We start from the raw sequence: 25,080 nt of genomic DNA, 5'->3' as shown, positions 1-25,080 counted from the left end.
GCGCGAGCGGCGCCGGATGAATCAGATGCCCGCCGCGGCGGCCAGGTCCTTCTTGATCGCGTCCAGGATCTCCTGGCCGCGGGTGCGCGCCGGGGCGAGGTCGGAGGCCTCGGCGACCGGGACGACCACCTCCAGGTAGCACTTCAGCTTCGGCTCCGTGCCCGACGGGCGGACGATCACCCGGGCCTTGTAGTCGCCCTCCAGGTAGTAGCGCAGACCGTCCGTGGGCGGGAGCGTCTCCGTGCCCTGCGTCAGGTCCTCCGCCGAGACGACCCGCAGCCCCGCCAGGGACACCGGCGGCTCCGCCCGCAGCGCGGCCATCGCCGAGGCGATCACCGACAGGTCCGAGACGCGGACCGACAGCTGGTCGGTGGCGTGCAGCCCGTGGGCCATCGCCAGGTCGTCCAGCAGGTCGGTCAGGGTGCGGCCCTGCTCCTTGAGCTCCGAGGCCAGCTCCGCCACCAGCAGGGCGGCGGTGACGCCGTCCTTGTCGCGGACGCCCTCGGGGTCCACGCAGTAGCCGAGCGCCTCCTCGTAGCCGTAGCGCAGGCCCTCGACGCGGGCGATCCACTTGAAGCCCGTCAGGGTCTCCTCGTAGCCGACGCCCGCGGCCTCCGCGATCCGGCCCAGGAGGGAGGACGAGACGATGGATTCCGCGAAGACGCCCTGCGCCCCCTTGTGGACCAGGTGGGCCGCCAGCAGCGCCCCGACCTCGTCGCCGCGCAGCATCCGCCAGCCGTCCCCGGTGGGGACCGCCACCGCGCAGCGGTCCGCGTCCGGGTCGTTGGCGATCACGATGTCCGGGTTGACCTCGGCCGCCTTGGCGAAGGCCAGGTCCATCGCGCCCGGCTCCTCCGGGTTGGGGAAGGCCACCGTCGGGAAGGCCGGGTCCGGCTCGGCCTGCTCGGCCACGAGCACCGGGGCCGGGAAGCCGGCCCGGGCGAAGGCCGCCAGGACGACGTCCTTGCCGACACCGTGCATGGCCGTGTAGACGGTCCGTACGCCCCGGGCGGACCCGGGGGTCAGGACGGCGTCCGTACGGGCCAGGTAGGCCTCCAGGACCCCGTCGCCGAGCTCCTCCCAGCCGGACTCCGGGCGGGGGACCGAGGCGAGCGTGTCGATGCGGGCGATCTCCGCCGCGATCTCCGCGTCCGCCGGGGAGACGATCTGCGAGCCGTCGCCGAGATAGACCTTGTAGCCGTTGTCCCGGGGAGGGTTGTGGCTCGCGGTCACCTCGACGCCGGCGACGGCGCCCAGGTGCCTTATGGCGTACGCGAGGACGGGCGTCGGCAGCGGGCGGGGCAGGACGGCGGCGCGCAGCCCGGCGCCGGTCATGACGGCCGCGGTGTCGCGGGCGAAGTCCGCCGACTTGTAGCGGGCGTCGTAGCCGACGACGACCAGGCCGCCGTCGTGGCCCTGGGCCAACAGGTAGGCCGCGAGGCCCGCCGCGGCCCGGATGACCACGCTGCGGTTCATCCGCATCGGGCCCGCGCCGATCTCACCGCGCAGTCCGGCGGTGCCGAACTGGAGGGTGCCGGCGAAACGGTCCGCGAGCTCCGCGGTGTCGCCCGCGTCGATGAGCGCCGCGAGTTCGGCCGCCGTCTCCGGGTCCGGGTCCTCCGCCAGCCAGGCCTGGGCCCGGGTGATCAGGTCGTCCTGTTCCTGCACTACTTCCGCCTTACCTCTCGTACGTCGATCAGATGCGGGCGAGGACCTGCGTCAGCAGCGTGCCCATGCGGGCGGCCGAGTCACGGCCGGCCTGGAGGACCTCTTCGTGGTTCAGCGGCTCGCCGGACAGGCCCGCCGCCAGGTTGGTGACGAGGGAGATGCCCAGCACGTCGGCGCCGGCCTCACGGGCCGCGATGGCCTCCAGCACGGTGGACATGCCGACCAGGTCGGCGCCCATGACGCGGATCATGTTGATCTCGGCCGGGGTCTCGTAGTGCGGGCCGGGGAACTGGACGTAGACGCCCTCTTCCAGGCTCGGGTCGATCTCCTTGCACATCGCGCGCAGCTTCGGCGAGTACAGGTTCGTCAGGTCGACGAAGTTCGCGCCGACGATGGGCGAGGTGGCCGTCAGGTTGAGGTGGTCACTGATCAGCACGGGCTGGCCGGGCTTCATGCCCTCGCGCAGACCGCCGCAGCCGTTGGTGAGGACCACGGTCTTGCAGCCGGCGGCGACGGCGGTGCGCACGCCGTGGGCGACGGCGGCGACGCCGCGGCCCTCGTAGTAGTGGGTCCGGCCGAGGAAGAGCAGCGCGCGCTTGTCGCCGATCTTGTACGAGCGGATCTTGCCGCCGTGGCCCTCGACGGCGGGCGGCGGGAATCCGGGCAGCTCGGTGACGGGGAACTCGAATTCGGGGGCGCCGAGCGCCTCGGCGGCGGGGGCCCAGCCGGAGCCCATCACGAGCGCGACATCGTGGGATTCGACGCCGGTCAGCTCGCGCAGGCGGGCGGCTGCGGCGTCGGCGGCGGCGAAGGGGTCGGTAACAGATGCGTTCACGCAGAAGAGCGTAGCCGCTCCTGGCCTACGCGCGTAGATGGCACAGCTCACGGTGTTCGGATCGTTGCCTTGTCGTTTCCGCCGAATCGTCCCCGAGGGGTGGCGGGGGGCTTGCGGGCCGGGTGCGGGGGCGCCGGGCCGCGGGCGTCGGCGGGGCCGAAAGATCGGGGCTCCGCCCCGGACCCCGCGCCTCAAACGCCGGCGGGGCTGGAACAGCGGGGCCGGCCCGGACCCCGCGCCTCTGACGTCGGCGGGGCTGGAAGATCGGGGCTCCGCCCCGGGCCCCGCGCCTCGAACGCCGGCGGGGCTGGAACAGCGGGACCGGCCCGGACCCCGCGCCTCTGACGTCGGCGGGGCCGAAAGATCGGGGCTCCGCCCCGGACCCCGCGCCTCAAACGCCGGCGGGGCTGGAATAGCGGGGCCCCCGGGTTCCGCGCCTCGAACGCCGGCGGGCTGGGACAGCGGGGCCGGAAGGCGGGAGCGGGTTGGGCTCGGCGGGCTCGCAGGGGGTCAGCAGGGGCGCTTGCGGAGTTCCATCACATAGTCGTGCGGGGCGCCCGCGGACTCGGCGGCGTCGGCGAGCTCGCCGAGGTAGCGCGCCGAGGGCAGGCCGCCCTCGTAGCCGTTGAGCACGTAGCACCAGGCGGCCTCTTCGCCGTCCAGGGTGTGCACCCGGATCCGCATGCGGCGGTAGATGTCGAGCCCGACGCCCTCCCAGCGGTCCATCGAGTCCTCGTCGAGCGGCGCGATGTCGTACAGGGCGACGAAGACCTGGTGGCGCGGGGCCTCGACGATCGTGGCGAGAGCGCCCTCCCAGCCCATCTGCTCGCCGCCGAAGGTCAGCCGCCAGTCGTTGATCCAGCCCGTTCCGCGCAGCGGCGAATGGGGAGCGCGGCGCGTCATCAGCCGCGGGTCGAGGTTGCCGGCGTACGCGGCGTAGAGCGACATGAGGTCGAGGGTACGGGAGGGGTGGCCGTGACCGCGTGCCCGGATGGCGCACGGATGACGGGACCGGGCGCGAAGCACCTTGAACCGTGCGGGACAATGGGGCACGGAATGCATCCCCCGGGGAGACCCCCCGGAACACCGGCCGGGGCGGCAGCCGGCCGGGTAGACGTGAGGCGGACTTTTCGTGACCCGGATCGTGATCATCGGCGGCGGACCCGGCGGGTATGAGGCTGCGCTGGTAGGGGCCCAGCTCGGCGCGGAGGTGACCGTCGTGGACTGCGACGGCCTCGGCGGGGCCTCGGTCCTGACCGACTGCGTGCCCTCCAAGACTCTGATCGCGACCGCCGAGGTGATGACCACCTTCGATTCGTCGTACGAAGAGCTCGGCATCGTCGTCGCGGACGACACCCCGCACATCGAGCAGGCCGCGCGCGTCGTCGGCGTGGACCTCGGCAAGGTGAACCGGCGCGTCAAGCGCCTCGCGCTCGCCCAGTCGCACGACATCACCGCCTCCGTCACCCGGGCCGGCGCCCGCGTCGTGCGCGGCCGCGGCAAGCTCGGCGGCCCGCAGGGCATCGACGGCACGCGCGACGTCATCGTCACCGCCGCCGACGGTACCGAGACGATCCTGACGGCCGACGCCGTGCTGATCGCGACCGGCGGCCACCCTCGCGAGATCCCGGACGCCATGCCCGACGGCGAGCGGATCCTGAACTGGACCCAGGTCTACGACCTCGACGAGCTCCCGGAGGAGCTCATCGTGGTCGGCTCCGGTGTCACCGGCGCCGAGTTCGCCGGCGCGTACCAGGCCCTCGGCTCCCGGGTGACCCTCGTGTCCTCCCGCGACCGCGTGCTGCCCGGCGAGGACCCGGACGCCGCCGCCGTCCTGGAGGACGTCTTCCGGCGCCGCGGCATGAACGTCGTCGGCCGCTCCCGCGCCGAGTCCGCCAAGCGGGTGGGCGACCGGGTCGAGGTGACCCTCTCCGACGGCCGCGTCCTGACCGGTACGCACTGCCTGATGGCGGTCGGCGCGATCCCCAACACCAGGAACATGAACCTGGAGGAGTCCGGCGTCCGGCTCAAGGACTCCGGGCACATCTGGACCGACAAGGTGTCGCGCACCTCCGCGCCCGGCGTCTACGCGGCGGGCGACGTCACCGGGATCTTCGCGCTCGCGTCGGTCGCGGCGATGCAGGGCCGCATCGCGATGTACCACTTCCTCGGTGACGCGGTGGCCCCGCTGAACCTCAAGACGGTCTCCTCGAACGTCTTCACCGACCCCGAGATCGCCACCGTCGGATACACCCAGGCGGACGTGGACGCAGGCAAGATCGACGCCCGCGTGGTGAAGCTCCCGCTGCTGCGCAACCCGCGCGCGAAGATGCAGGGCATCCGGGACGGCTTCGTGAAGATGTTCTGCCGCCCGGGCACCGGCATCGTCGTCGGCGGTGTGGTCGTCTCCCCGCGCGCGAGCGAGCTCATCCACCCCATTTCGATCGCCGTGGACAACAACCTGACGGTCGAGCAGATCGCAAACGCGTTCACCGTGTACCCCTCGCTGTCGGGCTCGATCGCCGAGGTGGCGCGCCAGCTGCACACGCGGAAGGCCGCCGGGGAGGCCTGATCGGCCCCAACCGCCCCATACCGTAAGGGTGTTGGGGCGGTGCGCCGCCGTGTGGCCGGACGTTCACCCAGATATCGGGCCGCGTATACCACTAGTCGCCCCGACATATGGACAACTTCGGTATTTCGGCGCAAGGAGCTGAAAGCAGACGGTCGTTGGGGTTACTGTCAGTTTCGTGTTCGCTGCAGAACGTCGCCAATTGATCCTCGAAATGGTGCGGGCCAACGGAGCGGTATCGCTCCGGGAGCTCGCCCGCGTCGTCCAGACCTCCGAAGTGACCGTACGGCGGGACGTGCGGGCACTGGAGGCAGAAGGACTCCTCGACCGCCGACACGGCGGTGCGGTCTTGCCGGGCGGTTTCACGCGGGAGTCCGGCTTTCCGCAAAAGTCCCATCTCGCGGCGGCGGAGAAGACCGCCATCGCCGATGTCGCGGCCTCCCTCGTGGAAGAGGGCGAGGCCGTCGTCGTCGGCGCGGGCACCACGACCCAGGAGCTGGCCCGCCGGCTCGCTCGGGTGCCCGGGCTGACCGTCGTCACCAACTCGCTGCTCGTCGCCCAGGCCCTGGCCCACGCGAACCGGGTGGAGGTGGTGATGACCGGCGGCACCCTGCGCGGGTCCAACTACGCCCTCGTCGGCAGCGGGGCCGAACAGTCCCTCCAGGGGCTCCGGGTCTCCCGCGCGTTCCTCTCGGGCAGCGGCCTGACGGCCGAGCGCGGCCTGTCGACGTCCAACATGCTCAGCGCGAGCGTGGACCGGGCGCTGGTGCAGGCGGCGGCCGAGGTGGTCGTCCTCGCGGACCACACGAAGCTCGGCACCGACACCATGTTCCAGACCGTGCCGACGGACGTGATGACCCGCCTGGTCACGGACGAGCCCCCGCCGCACGACGACCGGGCCGCGACGGAACTCCAGGCACTCGCCGACCAGGGCGTCCAGATCACCGTGGCGGGCGCGGCTGCCTCCGGCGGCGGGGACGGGATGATGGGGCGGCGGCCGCGGCGCGACTCGCCGCTGCCGGTGCAGCGGCGTGGCGGCCCGACCGCGCAGCTGCGGGCCGCGGGCATACTGCCGGAGCCCCAGGCGGAGCGGGCCCGCGTGGCCGACATGCGCCGCCGCTAGCCCCTGCGGGCCGTCTGCCGGAGCGCCGCCCAGGATCCTCCTCCCAGGCTCCGTCCGGGAGGACCCCCCGCCTCGAACGCCGGCGGGGCTGGAATATTCAGCCCCGCCGGCGTTCGAGGCGCGGGGGCGCGGGGGCAGCGCCCCCGGACCGACGCCGCACACGGAAAACGGGGCCCCTGGGGCGGAAGCCCCGGGAACCCCGTTTGAAGGACGTCAGTCCTTGATCTCGCAGATCGTCGCGCCCGAGGTGACGGAGGCGCCGACCTCGGCCGTGAGGCCGACGATGGTGCCGGAGCGGTGCGCGTTGAGCGGCTGCTCCATCTTCATGGCTTCGAGTACGACGACCAGGTCGCCCTCGTTGACCTGCTGGCCCTCCTCGACCGCGACCTTGACGATCGTGCCCTGCATCGGGGAGGTCAGGGTGTCGCCGGAGGCGGCCGGGCCGGACTTCTTCGCCGCGCGCCGCTTCGGCTTGGCGCCGCCCGCGGCGGCCGTGCGGGCCAGGGTCATGCCCAGCGAGGACGGGAGGGAGACCTCCAGGCGCTTGCCGCCGACCTCGACGACCACCGTCTCGCGGCCCGGCTCGTCCTCGGTGTCCTCCGCGGCCGGGGCCGTGAACGCCGGGATCTCGTTGACGAACTCGGTCTCGATCCAGCGGGTGTAGACCGTGAAGGGGCTGCCGTCGGTCGGGGCGAACGCCGGGTCGACGACGACGGCGCGGTGGAACGGGATGGCCGTGGCCATGCCCTCGACCTCGAACTCGGCCAGGGCGCGGGCCGCGCGCTGCAGGGCCTGCTCGCGGGTGGCGCCGGTGACGATGAGCTTGGCCAGGAGGGAGTCCCAGGCCGGGCCGATCACGGAGCCGGACTCGACGCCCGCGTCCAGGCGGACGCCCGGGCCGGTGGGGGCGTTGAACTTGGTGACCGTGCCGGGGGCCGGGAGGAAGCCGCGGCCCGGGTCCTCGCCGTTGATGCGGAACTCGATGGAGTGACCGCGCAGGACCGGGTCGCCGTAGCCGAGCTCCTCGCCGTCGGCGATGCGGAACATCTCGCGGACCAGGTCGATGCCGGCGACCTCTTCGGTGACCGGGTGCTCGACCTGCAGGCGGGTGTTGACCTCCAGGAAGGAGATCAGGCCGTCGGCGGAGACGAGGAACTCGACGGTGCCGGCGCCGACGTAGCCGGCTTCCTTCAGGATGGCCTTGGAGGCGGCGTACAGCTCCGCGTTCTGAGCGTCGGTCAGGAACGGCGCCGGGGCCTCCTCCACCAGCTTCTGGTGGCGGCGCTGCAGGGAGCAGTCACGGGTCGAGACGACGACCACGTTGCCGTGGGAGTCGGCCAGGCACTGGGTCTCGACGTGGCGCGGCTTGTCGAGGTAGCGCTCGACGAAGCACTCGCCGCGGCCGAAGGCGGCGACGGCCTCACGGACGGCGGAGTCGTAGAGCTCCGGCACCTCTTCGAGGGTGCGGGCGACCTTCAGACCGCGACCGCCACCGCCGAAGGCGGCCTTGATGGCGATCGGCAGGCCGTGCTCCTTGGCGAACGCGACGACCTCGTCGGCCCCGGAGACCGGGTCCGGCGTACCGGCGACCAGCGGTGCGCCGGCGCGCTGGGCGATGTGACGGGCGGCCACCTTGTCGCCGAGGTCACGGATGGCCTGCGGCGGCGGACCGATCCAGGTCAGGCCGGCGTCGATCACGGCCTGGGCGAATTCGGCGTTCTCGGAGAGGAAGCCGTATCCGGGATGGATGGCGTCCGCACCGGAGTCGGCTGCGGCCTGGAGGACCTTGGAGATGTCCAGATAGCTGGCGGCCGGGGTGTCACCGCCCAACGCGAAAGCTTCGTCGGCCGCGCGGACGTGCAGAGCGTCCCGGTCCGGATCGGCGTAGACGGCTACGCTCGCGATCCCGGCGTCCCGGCAGGCCCGAGCAACGCGGACAGCGATTTCGCCACGGTTGGCGATGAGCACCTTGCGCACGATGGCTCCCTCCTTGAAACAAGCTGAGTTTAGGGACAGCCCACACGGCCTTTCGACCCTTCCCCGGTGGTGACCTTGCCCACACAGAGTGTGATGCGAGGTCCGAACCACCCGAGAACCCTTGTGGCGCCCCAGGTCAGGGGGATCCCCGACTGCACAGTAACCCCGTCATGTATCCAAGGTCTCTGTCCCCCCGGTCAGCGGCCCCGGGTGATTCTTTGTCGAGTCCCTACGAACGGCCCACATTTTCTTTGCCGGCCGGCGCGGAGTTGTCCACTTGTTCGCCGATTGGTTGCCCGATCGGCGACCCCGTCGTCCCACGGGGTGAAGCGGGACAACACCGTACCCACAGGCAGCCCGGAGGAGACGTGTTGACGGCTCGTCGAACCCGGGTGTGCGGATGTCTTGCCCGTCGCCCTACCCGTTAGTAGCCTCCAGGCGTCGAACAGGCTTGTGACGTGTGGGGGGTGGGGACGTAGTGCTGCGCAGACTCGTGGCCGGACTGGCCGCGATCGTGCTCGTCGCGGAAGCGGCCGTGCTCGTGCTCGTCCACATCGTGCTGGGCCGGACCACGGCGAACCAGTCGATGTCCATCGCCGGCAGCGATCCGGACGTCATGTCCAAGGCGACCTACGCCATGGGGGCGGGCATGGGTGCCTTCCTCGTGCTGTGCGCCGTCCTCGCCGCCGTCGCCGCGCTCGGCGACCGCTCCCCGGGCCGCTTCGGCCGCGTCGTCCTCATCACGGCCGCCGTCACCCACGGGCTGCTCGGCGTCCTCGCCGTCGTCCTCGTCGGCTGGGCCGCCTTCGCGGCGACGACGCTGATCCTGTGCCTGCTGGTGCTGACCCTGACGCTCTACGCCGCCCCGCGGGACGGCGCCGGCGACGGCGAGGGGGGCGTACAGCCGCCGCCCCCGCCCCCGGCCGCGTACGGGGAGCTCAAGCCCACAGGTCCGTGATGGACACGCCCAGTTCGCCCAGCAGGGAGCGCAGCAGCGGCAGCGACAGGCCGATCACGTTGCCGTGATCCCCGTCGATGCCGTCGATGAACGGCGCCGACAGCCCGTCCAGGGTGAACGCCCCCGCCACGTGCAGCGGCTCGCCGCTGGCCACGTACGCCGCGACCTCCGCGTCCGTCGGCTCGCCGAACCGGACCGTCGTGGACGCCGTGGCCGAGACCTGGCGGCCGTCCGCCGTGTCGATCACGCAGTGCCCGGTGCGCAGCACGCCCGCCCGTCCGCGCATCGACTTCCAGCGCGCGGTGGCCTCCTCGGCGTCGGCGGGCTTGCCGAGCGCCTCGCCGTCCAGCTCCAGCACGGAGTCGCAGCCGATCACCAGGGCGCCCGCGGCCTCGTCCAGGCCCGCCACGACCGCCGCCTTCGCCTCGGCCAGCGCCAGGGCCAGCGCGGCGGGCTCGTCGTGGTTCAGGGTGTCCTCGTCGAAACCGCTGACGATCACGTGCGGGGCGAGCCCGGCCTGGCGCAGCAGGTTCAGCCGGGCGGGGGAGGCGGAGGCGAGGACGAGCTTGCGCGGGTTCGCGGGCTGGGGCGTGGCAGTCATGCCGGTCATCGTAGGCGCGCGGGAGACGTCCCGGAACACGCCCGGTGCGTGCCCCGGACAGGCCCGGAACACGCCCGGTTTCGTGCCCCGGCCACGCCCGTTACGCGCCCGGGGCGTGCCCCGGACAGGCTCGGAGGGGGCCCGCGGGGCGGCCCTAGAAGTGGCCCGTGCCCACGCCCAGGACGTAGACCACGACGAGCATGGCGAGGGCGAGCACCACGCTCAGCCGCCGGATCATCGCCTGCGCGTCGCGCATTTCCTTGGGCGGCTCGTTCTTCGGGTCGGACCAGAGCATGCTCCGATCCTGGCCCCGGGAACCGGTGCGGCGCCTGAGTACGGGTACTCAGGCGCCGTCCCGCGTTCACGTCATCTTCGGCTAGCCGGGCCAGTACGTACGGCCCCACGCGCGCGGGCCCGGACGCGGCAGCCGGCGCCGTGCCACCCGCGACGGCGTCGACCACTCGTCCGCGACCGGCGGGGCGCCCGACGGTGCCGAAGCGAGCACCGCCGCGCGCGCTTGGACCACCGCCAGTGCGGCGGCCAGCTCCTCCGGGGTCGGATTGCCCTTGACGACCTTGATCACCACAGAGACCTCCTGGAGGGACTAGAGGGGGATGTTGCCGTGCTTCTTCGGCGGCAGGGACTCCCGCTTGGTGCGCAGCTGCCGAAGCCCCTTGACCACGTGCGCCCGGGTCTCGGACGGCATGGTCACCGCGTCGATGTAACCGCGCTCGGCGGCCGTGTACGGGTTGAGCAGCGCGTCCTCGTACTCGGCGATGAGCCGTGCCCGGGTCTCCTCCACATTGTCCGCCTCCGCGATGGTCCGGCGGTGCAGGATGTTCACCGCGCCCTGCGCGCCCATGACGGCGATCTGCGCGGTCGGCCAGGCCAGGTTCAGGTCCGCGCCGAGGTGCTTGGAGCCCATGACGTCGTACGCGCCGCCGAAGGCCTTGCGGGTGATGACCGTGATCAGGGGGACGGTCGCCTCGGCGTACGCGTAGATCAGCTTCGCGCCGCGCCGGATGATTCCGTTGTACTCCTGGTCCGTGCCCGGCAGGAAGCCCGGCACGTCCACGAAGGTCAGCACCGGGACGTTGAAGGCGTCGCAGGTCCGGACGAACCGTGCCGCCTTCTCGGAGGCGTTGATGTCCAGGCAGCCGGCGAACTGCATCGGCTGGTTGGCGACGATGCCCACCGGGTGGCCCTCGACCCGGCCGAAACCCGTCAGGATGTTCGGCGCGAAGAGCGCCTGCGTCTCCAGGAACTCGCCGTCGTCCAGCACGTGCTCGATCACGGTGTGCATGTCGTACGGCTGGTTCGCGCTGTCCGGGATCAGCACGTCGAGCTCGCGGTCGAGGTCGGAGACCTCGGTGTCCGCCTCCTCCGGGAAGGCCGGCGGCTCGGAGAGGTTGTTCGACGGCAGGTACGCGAGGAGCGACTTCACGTACTCGATGGCGTCCTTCTCGTCGCCCGCCATGTGGTGGGCCACGCCGGACGTGCTGTTGTGGGTGCGCGCCCCGCCCAGCTCCTCGAAGCCGACGTCCTCGCCGGTGACCGTCTTGATGACGTCCGGGCCGGTGATGAACATGTGCGAGGTCTGGTCGACCATGACCGTGAAGTCGGTGATGGCCGGGGAGTACACGGCGCCGCCGGCGCAGGGCCCGACGATCAGGCTGATCTGCGGGATGACGCCGGACGCGTGGACGTTGCGGCGGAAGATCTCCCCGTACATGCCCAGCGCGCTGACGCCCTCCTGGATGCGGGCGCCGCCGGAGTCGTTGATGCCGACGAGGGGGCAGCCCGTCTTCAGCGCGAAGTCCATGACCTTCATGATCTTCTGGCCGTAGACCTCGCCGAGGGCACCGCCGAAGACGGTGAAGTCCTGCGAGAACACGGCTACCGGACGGCCGTCCACCGTGCCGTAGCCGGTGACGACCCCGTCGCCGTAGGGGCGGGTCTTCTCCAGCCCGAAGTTGGTGGAGCGGTGCCGGGCGAACTCGTCCAGCTCGACGAAGGAACCCTCGTCCAGCAGCAGGGCAACCCGCTCACGCGCCGTCAGCTTGCCCTTGGCGTGTTGCTTCTCCACGGCACGGGCGGATCCGGCGTGGGTGGCTTCGTCGATGCGGCGCTGCAGATCCGCGATCTTGCCCGCGGTGGTGTGCATGTCGATCGGCTCTGACGGATGTGACATCGGGGTCGCGGCTCCCTGCATGGTGTCAACTGCCTGGTCAATTGATTGACTACTGCTGGCTACTGGTGCGTAGCGTATCGGCGGGCATGGCGCTCGGCAGTGCGGCGTTTGACACACCTACTGTGGGTTGCATGACGCCATCAGATGCATCAGCAGGAGCTTCCGCCGGTCGTTGGTCGAACCTGGAGCGGCCGCCGCTGAACGCCGAGGGGTTGCGGCGGGCCCTCGTGACCGGGGGAGGGCTGTGGACCTCCCTGGAGGTGGTCGCCACCACCGGTTCCACCAACACCGACCTCGCCGCCCGGGCGCCGGAGCTGCCCGAGGGGGCCGTGCTCGTCGCCGAGGAGCAGAGCGCCGGGCGGGGGCGGCTGGACCGGAGCTGGGTCGCGCCGGCCCGGTCCGGGCTGTTCTTCTCCGTGCTGTTCAAGCCGGGAGACGCGGTGCCGCAGGAGCGGTGGGGGTGGCTGACCCTGCTGGCCGGGGTGGCCACCGCGACCGGGCTGTCCCGCGCGGCGGGTGTGGACACCGCCCTCAAATGGCCCAACGACCTCCTGGTCACCGTGGAGGGCGAGGAGCGCAAGACCGGCGGGATCCTCGCCGAGCGCGTCGCCGGGGGGGTGGTCGTCGGGATCGGGCTCAACGTGAGCCTCACCGAGGACGAGCTGCCCGTACCGGCCGCGGGCTCGCTGGCGCTGGCCAAGGCCGCCGTGACCGACCGGGACCCGCTGCTGAGGGCCGTACTGCGGTCCCTGGAGGAGTGGTACGTGAACTGGCGCGCGGCGGGCGGCGACCCCGCCGCCAGCGGCCTCCAGGAGACCTACGCGGCGGGCTGCGCCACCCTCGGCCGCCACGTCCGCGCGGAGCTCCCGGGCGGGCGCACCCTCACCGGAACGGCCGAAGCGGTGGACACCGATGGCCGGCTGGTGATCCGTACGGCCGAGGGACAGCACGAGGCGGTGGGGGCGGGGGACGTCGTCCACCTGCGCTCCGTGCACTGACGGGGCACGGTGGGAAGGGGGCCGGACGCGCGGAGAAATGTGTGGAAGCAGCATTTCGGGCGGGTTCGGCCTCATGCCCGGCCCGGGCGCCCCGGAGGCGGACCGGGTCGCAAAAAGGGGAGGGGGAGTGAGCTACGGCACACCTGCCGTATGGTTTAGGCGATCCCGGTGCTCGTGGTGATCAACCGGTTCGCAGGGCAGTGCGCACGGAATGGACAGGAGGCGGCCCTTGACCGTCGACGACTCTGCGTCCAGCGCGTCCCACGGCGCCGGCGGCTCCTCGTCCGGCCCTGTCACCCCGATCGGCCGTGACCGGCACACCCCGCACCACGAGGTCGACCACACGGCCCAGCCGACGGCGGATCCCCTCGCCATCCGGCTGGAGCAGCTGATCCTCGGGGCCGAGCGCCGGTACACGCCGTTCCAGGCCGCCCGGAGCGCCGGTGTGTCCATGGAGCTCGCCTCCCGTTTCTGGCGGGCCATGGGCTTCGCCGACATCGGGCAGGCCAAGGCGCTGACCGAGGCCGACGTACTGGCCCTGCGCCGGCTCGCCGGTCTGGTGGAGGCCGGGCTGCTGTCCGAGCCGATGGCGGTGCAGGTGGCCAGGTCCACCGGGCAGACCACGGCGCGGCTGGCCGAGTGGCAGATCGACTCGTTCCTGGAAGGGCTGACGGAGCCGCCGGAGCCGGGGATGACCCGTACGGAGGTCACGTACCCCCTGGTGGAGCTGCTCCTGCCCGAGCTGGAGGAATTCCTCGTCTACGTGTGGCGGCGGCAGCTGGCGGCCGCCACGGGGCGCGTGGTGCAGGTCGCGGACGACGACGAGATGGTCGACCGGCGGCTCGCGGTGGGCTTCGCCGACCTGGTGGGCTTCACCCGCCTCACGCGGCGGCTGGAGGAGGAGGAGCTCGGCGAGCTGGTCGAGTCCTTCGAGACGACCGCGGCGGACCTGGTGGCCGCGCACGGCGGCCGGCTGATCAAGACGCTCGGCGACGAGGTGCTGTACTGCGCCGACGACGCGGCGACGGCGGCGGAGATCGCGCTGCGGCTGATCGAGACGATGGAGCTCGACGCGCAGATGCCCGAGCTGCGGGTCGGGATCGCCTTCGGCACGGTGACGACCCGCATGGGCGACGTCTTCGGGACCACCGTGAACCTGGCGAGCCGGCTGACGTCCATAGCCCCCAAGGACGCGGTGCTGGTGGACGGCGCTATGGCCGAGGAGCTCTCCCGGACCGGGGCCGCCCCGGTGTCGGAGAAGGAGGCCGAGGCCTCGCTCGACGAGGTGTCCTACCGGTTCGCCCTCCAGCCGATGTGGCAGCGCCCGGTGCGCGGCCTCGGCGTGGTGGAGCCCTGGTCGCTGACCCGCAGGAAGCCCAAGAACCCCGCCTGACGCGCCTGCGGGGCCCGTACGGACGGATGGGCCCCGGGCCTCCCGCCGGCGGGCCGGGGCGCAGCCGTGCCCCGGAACCGCGCAGCCTTGACCCGGTGGCCTCCCCGCGCACTAGAGTGCGGCGATAACGCTCGTTAACCGGGAGGGTCGCAGGCATGTCTGAGCAGCGCTTCGGAGAGTTCGTCGCGGTACGTCGGGAGGGCGACGGGCACGTCGCGGAGCTGGCGATGGACCGCCCCAAGGCGATGAACGCGGTGTCGACGGAGATGGCCCGCTCGATCGGCGCCGCCTGCGCGGCGCTCGCGGCGGACCCGTCGGTGCGGGTGGTGGTGCTGTCCTCCACCGCGGAGCGGGCCTTCTGCGTCGGGGCGGACCTCAAGGAGCGGAACTCGCTGTCGGACGCCGAGCTGGTGCGGCAGCGGCCGACCACGCGGGGGGCGTACGGGGGCGTGCTGGAGCTTCCGGTGCCGACGGTCGCGGCCGTGCACGGTTTCGCGCTGGGCGGCGGCTTCGAGCTGGCCCTGGCCTGCGACGTGATCGTGGCCGACGAGACCGCGGTGGTCGGGCTGCCCGAGGTGTCGGTGGGCGTGATCCCGGGCGGCGGCGGTACGCAGCTGCTGCCGCGCCGGGTGGGTGCGGCGCGGGCGGCCGAGCTGATCTTCACGGCGCGCCGGGTGGAGGCGGCCGAGGCGCTGTCCCTGGGGCTGGTGGACTCGCTGGTCCCGGCGGGGCGGGACAGGGCCGAGGCGCTGGCCCTGGCGTCCCGGATGGCGGCGAACTCCCCGGTGGGTCTGCGGGCGGCCAAGCGGGCGCTGCGGCTGGGGCACGGGATGGACCTGGCGGCCGGTCTGGAGATCGAGGACGCGGCCTGGCGGACGGTGGCCTTCTCCGGGGACCGGGCGGAGGGCGTGGCGGCGTTCAACGAGAAGCGCAAGCCGAACTGGCCGGGGGAGTAGCCGGCCCGCCGCCCCTCCCCGCCGGGATGCCCGGCGCCCGCCCGGCGGGTCCCGGGCGGTGTCTCCCGAGCGGCGTCACGCGTACCAAATCGGGCAAAACTCCCTAACCTGGGGTGATGGGAGTCGACGGGCGGCTGCGGGCCGTGGTGAGCCTCGCGCAGGCGATGGCCGCGGCCTGCGCGCCGCGGGACAGTGTGCGGGCGGCGGCGCGGGGGGCGCGCACGGCGCTGGACGGCTCGTTCGCCGCGATCTCCGCGTGGGAGCGGGAGCGGGGGCGGCTGCGCGTACTCGTGAACGAGGGAGAGCGGCGGGCCGGGGAGGAGGAGTTCCCCGAGGACGAGTCCTACCCCGTGCACGACTTCCCCGAGATCACCGAGTTCCTCCACGAACGGTGGGTCGGCGGCGGCGGCCCGCACGCCTGGGTCGAGAGCGCCGTCGGCGACCGGCCGGGGCGGCGCGGGGAGGCCTTGCGCCACCGCGGCCGCGGTACCTGCGTGGTCGCGCCGGTCGTGCTCAGCGGCCGGGCCTGGGGCGAGCTGTACGTGGCCCGGGACGAGGGGCTGCCCGACTTCGACGAGGACGACGCCGAGTTCGCCACCGTGCTCGCCGCCGTGATCGCGGCCGGCCTGGCGCAGAACGAGCGGCTGGAGGAGGCCCGGCGGCTCGCCTTCACCGATCCGCTGACCGGGCTCGCGAACCGGCGGGCGGTCGACATGCGGCTGGACGGGGCCCTGGAGGAGCACCGGCGCACCGGGGTGGTGGTCAGCCTCGTCGTGTGCGACCTGAACGGGCTGAAGAAGGTCAACGACACCCTGGGCCATGCCATGGGGGACCGGCTGCTGGAGCGGTTCGGGTCGGTGCTCAGCCTGTGCGGGGCCATGCTGCCCGGCGCGCTGGTGGCGCGCCTGGGCGGTGACGAGTTCTGCCTGGTCGGGGTCGGCCCGAGCGCCGACGAGGTGGTCCGGGTCACCGAGGAGGTGTGCGCCCGGGCGGCCGAACTGGAGCTGGGCGAGGGCGTGGCCTGCGGGGTGGCCTCCACCGGGGACCCGATCGGGCCGGTGAAGTCCTCCCGGCGGCTGTTCCGGCTGGCCGACGCCGCCCAGTACAAGGCGAAGGCCGCGCGCTCGGCCGGGCCGGTGGTGGCGGGGCGGGACACCGCGGTGGTCCGGCTTGCGGACGCCGCCGCCCAAGAGGCCCCGGGGGAGCGGCGCCGCTTCCGCGGGCGGCAGTGAACGTAAGGGTTACTCGTCGGTCGCGATCGTGACAATTTCCCCTAGTGACATGTAGCGATTCAATCCGTAGGGTGCTGAATATGGATATGCACACTGTTGTGGTCGGGACCTCCGGGACCACTGCCGAGGACGTCATCGCCGTCGCCCGCGGCAACGCACGGGTCGAGCTGTCCGGCGAGGCGCTCGACGCACTCGCCCGCGCCCGCGAGATCGTCGACGCCCTCGCCGCCAAGCCCGAGCCCGTCTACGGGGTGTCCACCGGATTCGGTGCCCTCGCCTCCCGGCACATCAGTCCCGAGCTGCGCGCCCAGCTCCAGCGCAACATCGTCCGCTCGCACGCCGCCGGCATGGGCCCGCGCGTCGAGCGCGAGGTGGTCCGCGCGCTGATGTTCCTCCGGCTGAAGACCGTCGCCTCCGGGCACACCGGCGTACGGCCCTCCGTCGCCCAGACCATGGCCGACGTGCTCAACGCCGGGATCACCCCCGTCGTCCACGAGTACGGGTCCCTCGGCTGCTCCGGCGACCTCGCGCCGCTGTCCCACTGCGCGCTCGCGCTGATGGGCGAGGGCGACGCCGAGGGCCCGGACGGAACGGTCCGCCCCGCCGGCGAACTGCTCGCCGAAGCCGGGATCACCCCCGTCGAGCTCCGCGAGAAGGAGGGCCTCGCCCTCCTCAACGGCACCGACGGCATGCTCGGCATGCTCGTCATGGCCCTCGCCGACCTCGGCAAGCTCTACACCTGCGCCGACATCACCGCCGCCCTCACCCTGGAAGCGCTCCTCGGCACCGAGAAGGTCCTCCAGCCCGAGCTGCACGCCATCCGCCCGCACCCCGGCCAGAGCGCCTCCGCCGCCAACATGGCCGCCGTACTGAAGGGCTCCGGGCTCGTCCGCCACTACCAGGAGGAGACCGCCCCGCGCGTGCAGGACGCGTACTCGGTGCGCTGCGCCCCGCAGGTCGCCGGCGCGGGCCGCGACACCATGGCGCACGCCGCCCTGGTGGCCTCCCGCGAGCTGGCCGCCGCCGTCGACAACCCGGTGGTGCTGCCCGACGGGCGCGTGGAGTCCAACGGCAACTTCCACGGGGCCCCGGTCGCCTACGTCCTGGACTTCCTGGCCATCGCGGCCGCCGACCTCGGCTCCATCGCCGAGCGCCGCACCGACCGGCTGCTCGACAAGAACCGCTCGCACGGCCTGCCGCCGTTCCTCGCGGACGACGCCGGTGTGGACTCCGGTCTGATGATCGCCCAGTACACGCAGGCCGCCCTGGTCAGCGAGATGAAGCGGCTCGCGGTGCCGGCCTCCGCCGACTCGATCCCCTCCTCCGCCATGCAGGAGGACCACGTCTCGATGGGCTGGTCGGCCGCGCGCAAGCTCCGTACCGCCGTCGACAACCTGACGCGGATCATCGCCATCGAGCTGTACGCGGCCACCCGCGCCATCGAGCTGCGCCACGGGCTCACCGCGGCGCCGGCCAGCCGGGCCGCGATCGAGGCCGCCCGCGCGGCGGGTGTGCAGGGTCCCGGGCCGGATCGTTTCCTCGCCCCTGACCTGGCGGCCGCCGACGCGTTCGTCCGCTCGGGCGGCCTCGTCGCCGCGGTGGAGCCGGTGACGGGCCCGCTCGCCTGACGACCGGCTCTGGTGTGCGGCGAAGGGCCGCTCCGGGATCTCTCCCGGGGCGGCCCTTCCCGTCTGTCAGGAGCGCGATCCGCTCACAGGGAGCGCGAGGCGCAGTGGGAGCGGCGTACGGAGAAGGCCACGAAACCGGCCCCGACGCCGAGGCAGAGCGTGCCGCCCAGCAGGTAGGGGGTGGTGTCGACGGAGCCGGTGTCGGCGAGCAGGACGGGCGGGGCCTGCGGGCCCGCGGCGTCGGCGTGCTCCGTGCCGGTTCCGCTCTCCGCGGTGTTCGCGCCCGCGGGCACACCGGGCGGGCTCTCCGCGGCCCCTGGTGAGGTGGCGCCCGCGGAGGGCACGAACCACAGGGCGGCGAGGAGGGTGGTCGCTCCGAGAGCGGTGAGCAGCGGTCGGCGTGCGGACACGGTGCGATCCCCCTTGTGGCAGCAGCGAATTGGCCGTGTGCGGTGATGCTACGGAAAGGGGCGGGTCGTGGGAAAGTCAGGGCTCCCGCGGGCTTACTCTCCGTCGTATGAACCCTTCTGAGACATCACGTTACGTCCGCCTTCGAGTCGATTTGGTCCTTGAGGTGCCGGATACTCAGGCACTCACCGGAGCCGCGCTCGCGCACATCAAGGCCGACGAGTTCATGCCGGACGAGGAGCGCGGCCACGCCGAGTCCGCCGTCCGCGAGGACGAATCGGAGGCCCTCGCCTACCTGGTGGACCCCACCGACCTGGTCGTGGGCATCCCCGGCGTGGAGCTCGCGCAGGCCTCCTGGAGCAGCGAGCCCGTGGAATACGACCCCGAGTCGATGGAGTGGGACCTCGACGAGGAAGATGGGGACTTCGACGAGGAACCCGACAACGCCTGACCGTGTGGTGGCCCACATCCCAACGGAATGTGGAACCGGCCGGCGCCGTTAACGCGTTGTCAGGACGAGGCAGGGGGTGACCCCCCTGCCCGGCCCACCCCGGGACGGCAGCCCCGGGGTATCCGGCAACGATGGAGTGACGTGTGAGGACGGACAGCAAGCGACGGAGAAGGTCCCTGGCGGCCATATCCGTCGTGCTCGGCGGTGTACTGATGCTCTCGGCGTGCAACGACGGGGGCGACGACAAGCCGAAGGGCAACGGCGAGGCCAGCAAGTCCCAGGCGGAGGCCGACGCGGCAGCGGCCAAGGACGCGTCGAAGGCGAAGATAACCATCACGCCGAAGGACGGCGCCACCGACGTCGGCCTCAACGACGCCGCCAACGTCGCCGTCAGTGACGGCACACTCACCCTGGTCGAGCTGAAGACCAGCGAGGGCACGGCCGTGGCCGGCAAGATCGCCGCCGACGGCAAGAGCTGGAAGCCCGACGCGGCCCTGAAGCGCTCCACGAAGTACGCCCTGGCCGCGACGGCGAAGGACGCGGACGGCCGCGAGGCCCACGAGAACGCCTCCTTCACCACCGTCTCCCCCGAGAACAGCTTCGTGGCCTCCTTCGTCCCGGAGGAAGGCCAGACCGTCGGCGTGGGCATGCCGGTCTCGATCACCTTCAACAAGGCGATCAAGGACAAGAAGGCCGTCCAGGCGGGGATCTCGGTCTCCTCCAGCAGCGGCCAGGAGATCGTCGGCCACTGGTTCAGCCCGCAGCGCCTCGACTTCCGCCCCGAGCAGTACTGGCAGGCGAACTCCACCGTCACGCTGAAGCTGGCACTGGAGGGCGTCCAGGGCGCTCCCGGCGTCCAGGGCGTCCAGAACAAGACCGTCACCTTCAAGATCGGCCGCAGCCAGGTCTCCACGGTCGACACGAAGACGAAGAAGATGACGGTCACCCGGGACGGCGCGGTCCTCAAGACCATCCCGATCTCGGCGGGCTCCCCGGAGAACCCGACGTACAACGGCCAGATGGTGATCTCCGAGAAGTTCAAGGAGACCCGGATGGACGGCTCGACCGTCGGCTTCAAGAACGAAGAGGGCAAGGGCGAGTACGACATCAAGGACGTCCCGCACGCCATGCGGCTGTCCACGTCCGGCACCTTCATCCACGGCAACTACTGGGGGGCCGACTCGGTCTTCGGCAGCGCCAACACCAGCCACGGCTGTGTCGGCCTGAACGACGCCAAGGGTGCGGATGACCCGAACCAGCCCGCGGCCTGGTTCTTCGACAACTCGCTCATCGGCGACGTGGTCACCGTGGTCAACTCCCCGGACAAGACCATCAAGCCGGACAACGGCCTCAACGGCTGGAACATGAGCTGGGCGGACTGGAAGGCCGGCTCGGCCGCCTGACGCCGCGCAAGCGGACGCAGCCGACCCGGCGGACGGACGGCGGGGAACCCTCGGGGTTCCCCGCCGTCCGTCTTTTCACGGAGGCCGAAATCCGCTCAACGTCGCGTCCTGAGCCCGTCTAGGGTCTGATCATGATGATCCGCTCCCTTGAGCTGCCCCCGACCGACGCCGAGGTGGACGCCTGGCTGGCGGTCCTGACCGCCGCAGGGGCCGCCGACCAGCCGCGGCTGCCCGCGCCCACCCGCGGGGAGGTCGCCGGGCGGCTGTGCGTGCCGCCGGCGCGCGGCCGGCCCGTGCTCTGGGCGGCGGGTGAGGGCGCGGGCGCGGCGGCCCTGCTCCTGTTCACGGACGAGGGCAACACGCACACCGCGTTCCTCGACGTGCTGACCGTACGGCCGCAGGAGCGGCGGCGCGGCGTGGGCACCGCCCTGTGGGAGCGGGTCCGCGAGGAGCTGCTCGCGCAGGGCCGGACCTCGGTCGCCGCCCTGGTGGACCTGGGCGGTCCGGGGCAGGCGTTCGCCGAGTCCCTCGGCTTCGAGAACGTCCTGCCGATGGCCTGGTACGAACAGGAGCTCCCCGCCGACGGGCCCGTGCCCGTCCCCGCCACGCCCGGCTACGAGCTGCACACCTGGCACGGCCTGGCCCCCGATGCCTGGGCGCCGGCCCTCGCCACGGCCCACGGCGCGATGGAGGACGCCCCGAGCGGGGACATGGACGAGCGGATCCAGGTCTGGACGGCGCGGCGGCTGCACGCCCTGCAACAGCTGATCATCGACCGGGGCGGCGAGCTGACCACGGTCGCGGCGGTGACCGCGGCCGGCGAGGTGGCCGCGTACACGGAACTCGTCCTCCCGGACCCCGCCGGCGCGCGCGCCCTCCAGCACGACACGGTCGTCACCCCCGGCCACCGCGGCCACGGCCTCGGCCGCGCCGTGAAGCTCCGGATGGCCGCCGACGCCGCCGCCCGCCATCCGGCCCTGCGCCACATCGCCACGACCGTGGCCGACGCCAACACCCCCATGCGCACGGTGAACGAGTCCCTCGGCTACCGCCGCGAACGCGACGCGGGCATCTTCCAACTCAAGCTGTAGCCGGCCCGATCCGTGACCGCGCATGCCGGACCGGCGCGTCCCCCGGTGGGGGCGCGCCGGGTGGGGTCATTCGGCCGCGGCCACGCCGATCGGGCAGGAGACGCCCGTGCCGCCGATGCCGCAGTAGCCGCCCGGGTTCTTGTCCAGGTACTGCTGGTGGTGGGCCTCCGCGGGCCAGAAGGGACGGTCCGCCGCCGGGAGGACGGCCGTGGTGATCTCGCCGTAGCCCGACGAGGCCAGGACCTGCTGGTAGGCCGTGCGGGAGGCCTCCGCCGTCGCCTGCTGGGCGGGGGAGTGGGTGTAGACCGCCGAGCGGTACTGGGTGCCGACGTCGTTGCCCTGGCGGAAGCCCTGGGTCGGGTCGTGGGACTCCCAGAACAGCTTGAGGAGGGCCGCGTACGAGACCTGGGACGGGTCGAAGACCACGCGGACGACCTCGGTGTGGCCGGTCAGCCCCGAGCAGACCTCCTCGTAGGTCGGATTCTCGGTGAAGCCGCCCTGGTAGCCGGCCAGCGTGGTCCACACCCCGGGGGTCTGCCAGAACTTGCGCTCCGCGCCCCAGAAGCAGCCCAGGCCGAAGTCGGCCACTTCGAGGTGCGCGGGGTACGGACCGGACAGCGGATTGCCGAGCACGGTGTGCTTCTCGGGCAGGACGAAGAGCGGCTCCGCGCGGCCCGTCAGGGCCTCCTCGCGGGTGGGCAGCTCGGGCGTACGGCGGTACGAGAACATGGATTCCCTCCTTGTGGCAGTGACAACGGAAAGGGGCGGGCCGGGATTCCCCGGCCCGCCCCTTTCCCGCGTGTCAGAGCCCCGGCGTGGCCACGCCCACGGCCCAGTCGCGGGCGTACAGGTACCGCCGCTTCGGCTCTCCCGCGTACGACCACGGCAGGGCGCCGATGAACCCGTCGATGTGGCGGAACTGCTCGACCGCCTGCTCGTCGCGGTCCTGCCAGAACAGCAGGTACGCCAGCATGTGCCGGATGCGCGCCGTCCCGGGATGGTCGTCGCCCGCAGCCGCCAGGTCCAGGAGCGCCGCGTCCACCGCGGCGACGATCTCCGGCTCCTTGAAGAACGTCTCGGCCGCCAGGTCCTCCTCGTGCGTCTCCTGCTCGAAGTACGCGATCAGCGGCAGCAGGGTCAGCAGGTCACCGGGCTCGCCGGCGGCCGCCGACTCCCGCGCGAAGGCCAGCGCCAGCTCGTGCGAGCCGCGCCACTTCGCGCACCAGTACTGCAGGCCGCTGACGTGCGACCACAGCACCTTCGGGTCGCGCCGGACGACCTGGTCCCACAGTTCCCGGTACCGCTCGTGCGAGTAGCCCAGGCCCTGCCCGATGGGCTGTTCCACGATGTACGGGGTCGGGTCCGCGGGGTCGGCGAGGCGCTGGGCCTCGTGGGCGGCCTCCTGCGCCTTGACCAGCAGGTCGCGGAAGAGCCGGAACTGCTCCTGCGTGGTGCGGCTGCCGGCCTGGCCGCCGCGGACGTTCCACGCCACCATGATCGCGGTGTCCGCGTTGACCAGGGCCGCCGTCGGGTCGGCGGGACGCGCCGCGCGCCAGGCCAGCAGCCAGGCGTCGTCCTCGGCGGCCGCCTCGGCCAGCGGGCGGACCCGCTCCATCCGCTCCTGCCAGTCCTGCCCGGCCGCCTCGATGTACGCCGCTCCCGCCTCCCAGTCGCCCGACCGGACGGCCTCCAGGACGGCGGTCCGCTCCGGCGGCACCGGCGCGGGGTTCTCGGTGTCGAGGTCGGCCTCCGCGACGAAGCCCAGCGCGACCACCGCCGCCGCCTTCTCGGCCTTCCGGCCGGCCTCGATGGCCTCCGTACCGGCGTTCAGCGTGCCGATCTCGGCTTCCAGCCGCTTCGCCTTGCGGATCAAGTGGACGCCGCGCAGGAACTTGAACGCGGCGGCCGCCAGCAGGAGGCCGAGGACGTAGAGGCCGATCACGGGGCAAGCACCAGCTTTCGCAGGGATTCGGTGTCGGGCTGGTCGGAGACGACCGCGTCCAGGGCCGGGCCGAGCTGTTCCTCGAAGCCCTCGGCCGGGTAGACCAGGGCGGCCGACTCGGACCAGGACAGCTGCCAGCGGGCGGCGCCGCGGGCCGCCAGCTCGATGCCGACCAGCTGGTTCAGGGCACGCCGCAGCACCGGGCGGACGAACTCGCGGGCCGCGCGGCCGGTGGCGGCCGCCGCCTCCTCGGACTTCGGGAAGCGGTCGGCGATCCGCCAGCGCACCGCCGGATCGGCGTCGAACGCGTCGAGCAGTTCGGCGAGTCCGGGGCCCGCACCCTCGGCGGCGCAGGCCTCCCGGATCTCCTCCGCGCCCTGGTCGACGTACAGCGTCATGGACTCGTGGACGAGGTCCTCCCAGTCCACCCGCTTGAGCGCGAGCGCCTCGGGGGTGAGGGCGGCCTGCTCCAGCGCGATCAGCGCCGCGTCCGCGTCGGCCAGCAGCTCCAGGGCCGGACGGGCCGCCTGCCCGGCGCGGCCGTCGTCGGGCAGCGCCTCGATGCGGGCCACGCGCTCGGCGAGCGCGGGGTGGGAGTCGTACGGCGAGGTCGGCTCGGTCGACAGCTCCCGGCGCAGCTCGTCCAGATCGTCCGAGCGGGCGTCCAGCAGCCGGCTCAGCCCGCCGAAGACCTGCCCGGGGCGGGGCAGCAGACCGGCGCCGACGCCGAGGGTCGCGTACGAGCTCATGTAGAAGCCGTGCGCCGAGTCGAGGGCGTTCAACTCGCGCAGCGCGGAGGCGGCGGAGTCACGGCCGGCGACCCGGACCGACGCGAGGTCGGCGGCGAGCTCCTGACGGCGGGAGGTCGAGCGGGTGGCGCGCATGTAGAAGTTGCCGTAGGCCATGTAGATCTTGGCCATGGCGCGGTACATCGCACCCTCGCCCGTGGTGTCGACGCCCTTGGCCTTCTTGCCCTTGGCGATCCGCTTCTCGTCCCTCTTCTCCTGCTTCGCGCGCTCCTTGGCGACCTTGCCGTCCGCACGCTCGTGGAAGTGGCCGATCGTGCGGATCAGCTGGGCGCGGCCGCGGGCGATCAGCGGGGTGAGGCGGGTGTCGAAGTTGGCGTAGTGGCCCATCTCGTGGGCGAGCACGGCGCGCAGCTGCATCTCGTCCAGGCCCGTCATCAGCGGCAGACCGAGGTAGAGGCGCCGGGTTCCGGGCCGCAGACCCAGCAGCTTGGCGTCCTCGCTGACGGCCGCGTTCACCTCGTCGATCAGCACGATCTCGTCGGGCGCGCGGGTGCCGACCTGCTGCGCGATGTCACGCACGGTCTGCCACAGCAGCGGTTCCCGCGCCTCGCTGACGGTGATGCCGGCGGGCGGCTCGCCCTCGGGCGTGCGCAGCATGAACAGGCCGCGCACGATCGGGACGGCGAGGACGACGGAGACGATGACGAGCTTGAAGACGATCGGCCCGTGCAGCCCGGTGACGAGGGCGTAGTCGGCGCCCGCGAGGGCTGCCAGCAGGAAGACGCCGAGCAGGTAGAAGCCGGCGAGCAGGACGAGGGCGCGCAAGGCGCGCAGTGAAGCGCCCATTTAGGACAGATCCCCCCCGGGATGAAAGTGGCGCGAAGTGCGTGGCGGAGTCGAGAGCCGC

23 protein-coding genes are annotated in these 25,080 nt (G+C 72.6%); 11 read left to right on the top strand and 12 right to left on the bottom strand.

The window, feature by feature from the left end; all coding sequences use genetic code 11:
- Nucleotides 1-21 precede the first annotated feature (21 nt).
- The 3 genes from IF88_RS0120685 to IF88_RS0120675 all read right to left on the bottom strand — a co-directional run bounded on the left by IF88_RS0120685 (nt 22) and on the right by IF88_RS0120675 (nt 3,451).
- Nucleotides 22-1,668: a phospho-sugar mutase gene (locus tag IF88_RS0120685; protein WP_030714270.1), complete on the bottom strand. Its 1,647-nt coding sequence runs from the start codon at nt 1,666-1,668 to the stop codon at nt 22-24.
- 28 nt (nt 1,669-1,696) lie between these two features.
- Nucleotides 1,697-2,503, bottom strand: coding sequence for a purine-nucleoside phosphorylase (locus IF88_RS0120680; RefSeq protein ID WP_030714268.1), 807 nt, complete (start codon nt 2,501-2,503; stop codon nt 1,697-1,699).
- Between the two features lie 510 nt (nt 2,504-3,013).
- Entirely contained in the window at nt 3,014-3,451 is a 438-nt protein-coding gene (locus IF88_RS0120675) for a gamma-glutamylcyclotransferase (protein WP_030290800.1), read from the bottom strand.
- Between the two features lie 184 nt (nt 3,452-3,635).
- Between IF88_RS0120675 and IF88_RS0120670 the strand changes: the two genes are divergently transcribed.
- Both IF88_RS0120670 and IF88_RS0120665 read left to right on the top strand, forming a co-directional pair.
- Nucleotides 3,636-5,075 carry an NAD(P)H-quinone dehydrogenase gene (locus IF88_RS0120670; RefSeq protein ID WP_030714265.1) on the top strand — a complete coding sequence of 480 codons (1,440 nt, stop codon included), beginning with the start codon at nt 3,636-3,638 and terminating at the stop codon, nt 5,073-5,075.
- Nucleotides 5,076-5,250: 175 nt separating this feature from the next.
- The gene (locus IF88_RS0120665) at nt 5,251-6,195 is read left to right on the top strand and encodes a DeoR/GlpR family DNA-binding transcription regulator (RefSeq protein WP_078893014.1); all 945 of its coding nucleotides are present in this window, start codon (nt 5,251-5,253) and stop codon (nt 6,193-6,195) included.
- A 213-nt stretch (nt 6,196-6,408) separates the two neighbouring features.
- On the opposite strand, the gene IF88_RS0120660 is transcribed toward IF88_RS0120665, so the two are convergent.
- Complete coding sequence (locus IF88_RS0120660) at nt 6,409-8,172, bottom strand: acetyl/propionyl/methylcrotonyl-CoA carboxylase subunit alpha (protein ID WP_030714261.1); 1,764 nt, start codon at nt 8,170-8,172, stop codon at nt 6,409-6,411.
- Between the two features lie 478 nt (nt 8,173-8,650).
- Between IF88_RS0120660 and IF88_RS0120655 the strand changes: the two genes are divergently transcribed.
- Nucleotides 8,651-9,130 carry a hypothetical protein gene (locus IF88_RS0120655; protein ID WP_030714260.1) on the top strand — a complete coding sequence of 160 codons (480 nt, stop codon included), beginning with the start codon at nt 8,651-8,653 and terminating at the stop codon, nt 9,128-9,130.
- Here IF88_RS0120655 and IF88_RS0120650 read toward each other — a convergent pair.
- The 4 genes from IF88_RS0120650 to IF88_RS0120635 form a co-directional block, all read right to left on the bottom strand.
- Complete coding sequence (locus IF88_RS0120650; RefSeq protein WP_030714251.1) at nt 9,111-9,731, bottom strand: nucleoside triphosphate pyrophosphatase; 621 nt, start codon at nt 9,729-9,731, stop codon at nt 9,111-9,113. The two genes, IF88_RS0120655 and IF88_RS0120650, sit on opposite strands and share 20 nt — an antisense overlap.
- A gap of 154 nt (nt 9,732-9,885) precedes the next feature.
- Complete coding sequence (mmpB, locus tag IF88_RS47315; protein ID WP_199808103.1) at nt 9,886-10,026, bottom strand: morphogenic membrane protein MmpB; 141 nt, start codon at nt 10,024-10,026, stop codon at nt 9,886-9,888.
- 81 nt (nt 10,027-10,107) lie between these two features.
- Nucleotides 10,108-10,317, bottom strand: a complete 210-nt coding sequence (locus tag IF88_RS0120640; protein WP_030714248.1) for an acyl-CoA carboxylase epsilon subunit — start codon at nt 10,315-10,317, stop codon at nt 10,108-10,110.
- Between the two features lie 18 nt (nt 10,318-10,335).
- Nucleotides 10,336-11,922 (bottom strand): acyl-CoA carboxylase subunit beta, encoded by a 1,587-nt coding sequence (locus IF88_RS0120635; RefSeq protein WP_030714245.1) that lies wholly within the window; start codon nt 11,920-11,922, stop codon nt 10,336-10,338.
- A 131-nt stretch (nt 11,923-12,053) separates the two neighbouring features.
- Here IF88_RS0120635 and IF88_RS0120630 point away from each other — a divergent pair, with 131 nt between their 5' ends.
- From IF88_RS0120630 to hutH, 5 genes are all read left to right on the top strand, one after another.
- Nucleotides 12,054-12,920 (top strand): biotin--[acetyl-CoA-carboxylase] ligase, encoded by an 867-nt coding sequence (locus tag IF88_RS0120630; RefSeq protein ID WP_030714242.1) that lies wholly within the window; start codon nt 12,054-12,056, stop codon nt 12,918-12,920.
- A 229-nt stretch (nt 12,921-13,149) separates the two neighbouring features.
- Nucleotides 13,150-14,313 carry an adenylate/guanylate cyclase domain-containing protein gene (locus IF88_RS0120625; RefSeq protein WP_030714238.1) on the top strand — a complete coding sequence of 388 codons (1,164 nt, stop codon included), beginning with the start codon at nt 13,150-13,152 and terminating at the stop codon, nt 14,311-14,313.
- 155 nt (nt 14,314-14,468) lie between these two features.
- A complete protein-coding gene (locus IF88_RS0120620; protein ID WP_030714236.1) occupies nt 14,469-15,269 on the top strand; it encodes an enoyl-CoA hydratase/isomerase family protein in 801 nt (266 codons plus the stop codon).
- Nucleotides 15,270-15,385: 116 nt separating this feature from the next.
- On the top strand, nt 15,386-16,501 hold the full coding sequence (locus IF88_RS49350; RefSeq protein WP_030714234.1) for a diguanylate cyclase domain-containing protein: 1,116 nt from the start codon (nt 15,386-15,388) through the stop codon (nt 16,499-16,501).
- A gap of 86 nt (nt 16,502-16,587) precedes the next feature.
- Nucleotides 16,588-18,129 carry a histidine ammonia-lyase gene (hutH, locus tag IF88_RS0120610; RefSeq protein ID WP_030714232.1) on the top strand — a complete coding sequence of 514 codons (1,542 nt, stop codon included), beginning with the start codon at nt 16,588-16,590 and terminating at the stop codon, nt 18,127-18,129.
- Nucleotides 18,130-18,212: 83 nt separating this feature from the next.
- Here the strand turns inward: hutH and IF88_RS0120605 are convergent, their stop codons facing one another.
- Nucleotides 18,213-18,539, bottom strand: coding sequence for a hypothetical protein (locus IF88_RS0120605; RefSeq protein ID WP_030714230.1), 327 nt, complete (start codon nt 18,537-18,539; stop codon nt 18,213-18,215).
- 164 nt (nt 18,540-18,703) lie between these two features.
- Between IF88_RS0120605 and IF88_RS47960 the strand changes: the two genes are divergently transcribed.
- The 3 genes from IF88_RS47960 to IF88_RS0120590 all read left to right on the top strand — a co-directional run bounded on the left by IF88_RS47960 (nt 18,704) and on the right by IF88_RS0120590 (nt 21,482).
- Nucleotides 18,704-18,988, top strand: a complete 285-nt coding sequence (locus IF88_RS47960) for a hypothetical protein (protein ID WP_030714228.1) — start codon at nt 18,704-18,706, stop codon at nt 18,986-18,988.
- A 143-nt stretch (nt 18,989-19,131) separates the two neighbouring features.
- Nucleotides 19,132-20,391, top strand: a complete 1,260-nt coding sequence (locus IF88_RS0120595; protein WP_030714225.1) for a L,D-transpeptidase — start codon at nt 19,132-19,134, stop codon at nt 20,389-20,391.
- Nucleotides 20,392-20,522: 131 nt separating this feature from the next.
- On the top strand, nt 20,523-21,482 hold the full coding sequence (locus IF88_RS0120590) for a GNAT family N-acetyltransferase (protein WP_051837220.1): 960 nt from the start codon (nt 20,523-20,525) through the stop codon (nt 21,480-21,482).
- A gap of 66 nt (nt 21,483-21,548) precedes the next feature.
- Here IF88_RS0120590 and msrA read toward each other — a convergent pair whose 3' ends face one another.
- From msrA to IF88_RS0120575, 3 genes are all read right to left on the bottom strand, one after another.
- Nucleotides 21,549-22,211 carry a peptide-methionine (S)-S-oxide reductase MsrA gene (msrA, locus tag IF88_RS0120585; protein ID WP_030714216.1) on the bottom strand — a complete coding sequence of 221 codons (663 nt, stop codon included), beginning with the start codon at nt 22,209-22,211 and terminating at the stop codon, nt 21,549-21,551.
- Nucleotides 22,212-22,284: 73 nt separating this feature from the next.
- The gene (locus tag IF88_RS0120580; protein WP_030714214.1) at nt 22,285-23,424 is read right to left on the bottom strand and encodes a hypothetical protein; all 1,140 of its coding nucleotides are present in this window, start codon (nt 23,422-23,424) and stop codon (nt 22,285-22,287) included.
- Nucleotides 23,421-25,019, bottom strand: a complete 1,599-nt coding sequence (locus IF88_RS0120575) for a M48 family metallopeptidase (RefSeq protein ID WP_030714213.1) — start codon at nt 25,017-25,019, stop codon at nt 23,421-23,423. The genes IF88_RS0120580 and IF88_RS0120575 overlap by 4 nt, the downstream gene beginning before the upstream one ends.
- Between the last annotated feature and the right edge of the window lie 61 nt (nt 25,020-25,080).

This window comes from Streptomyces sp. NRRL F-2580 (genome assembly GCF_000720115.1).
GTDB lineage: Bacteria > Actinomycetota > Actinomycetes > Streptomycetales > Streptomycetaceae > Streptomyces.
Note: the sequence above shows the minus strand (reverse complement) of the source record. Positions and strands in the feature narration are given on the sequence as shown.

Bases quoted from the DNA above. Each gene is read 5' to 3' on its own strand.
- IF88_RS0120675 (WP_030290800.1), bottom strand. From the start codon at position 3,451: ATGTCGCTCTACGCCGCGTACGCCGGCAACCTCGACCCGCGGCTGATG.
- hutH (WP_030714232.1), top strand. From the start codon at position 16,588: ATGCACACTGTTGTGGTCGGGACCTCCGGGACCACTGCCGAGGACGTC.
- IF88_RS0120630 (WP_030714242.1), top strand. From the start codon at position 12,054: ATGACGCCATCAGATGCATCAGCAGGAGCTTCCGCCGGTCGTTGGTCG.
- IF88_RS0120635 (WP_030714245.1), bottom strand. From the start codon at position 11,922: ATGTCACATCCGTCAGAGCCGATCGACATGCACACCACCGCGGGCAAG.
- IF88_RS0120650 (WP_030714251.1), bottom strand. From the start codon at position 9,731: ATGACTGCCACGCCCCAGCCCGCGAACCCGCGCAAGCTCGTCCTCGCC.
- IF88_RS49350 (WP_030714234.1), top strand. From the start codon at position 15,386: ATGGGAGTCGACGGGCGGCTGCGGGCCGTGGTGAGCCTCGCGCAGGCG.
- msrA (WP_030714216.1), bottom strand. From the start codon at position 22,211: ATGTTCTCGTACCGCCGTACGCCCGAGCTGCCCACCCGCGAGGAGGCC.
- IF88_RS0120575 (WP_030714213.1), bottom strand. From the start codon at position 25,019: ATGGGCGCTTCACTGCGCGCCTTGCGCGCCCTCGTCCTGCTCGCCGGC.
- IF88_RS0120620 (WP_030714236.1), top strand. From the start codon at position 14,469: ATGTCTGAGCAGCGCTTCGGAGAGTTCGTCGCGGTACGTCGGGAGGGC.
- IF88_RS0120590 (WP_051837220.1), top strand. From the start codon at position 20,523: ATGATGATCCGCTCCCTTGAGCTGCCCCCGACCGACGCCGAGGTGGAC.
- mmpB (WP_199808103.1), bottom strand. From the start codon at position 10,026: ATGCTCTGGTCCGACCCGAAGAACGAGCCGCCCAAGGAAATGCGCGAC.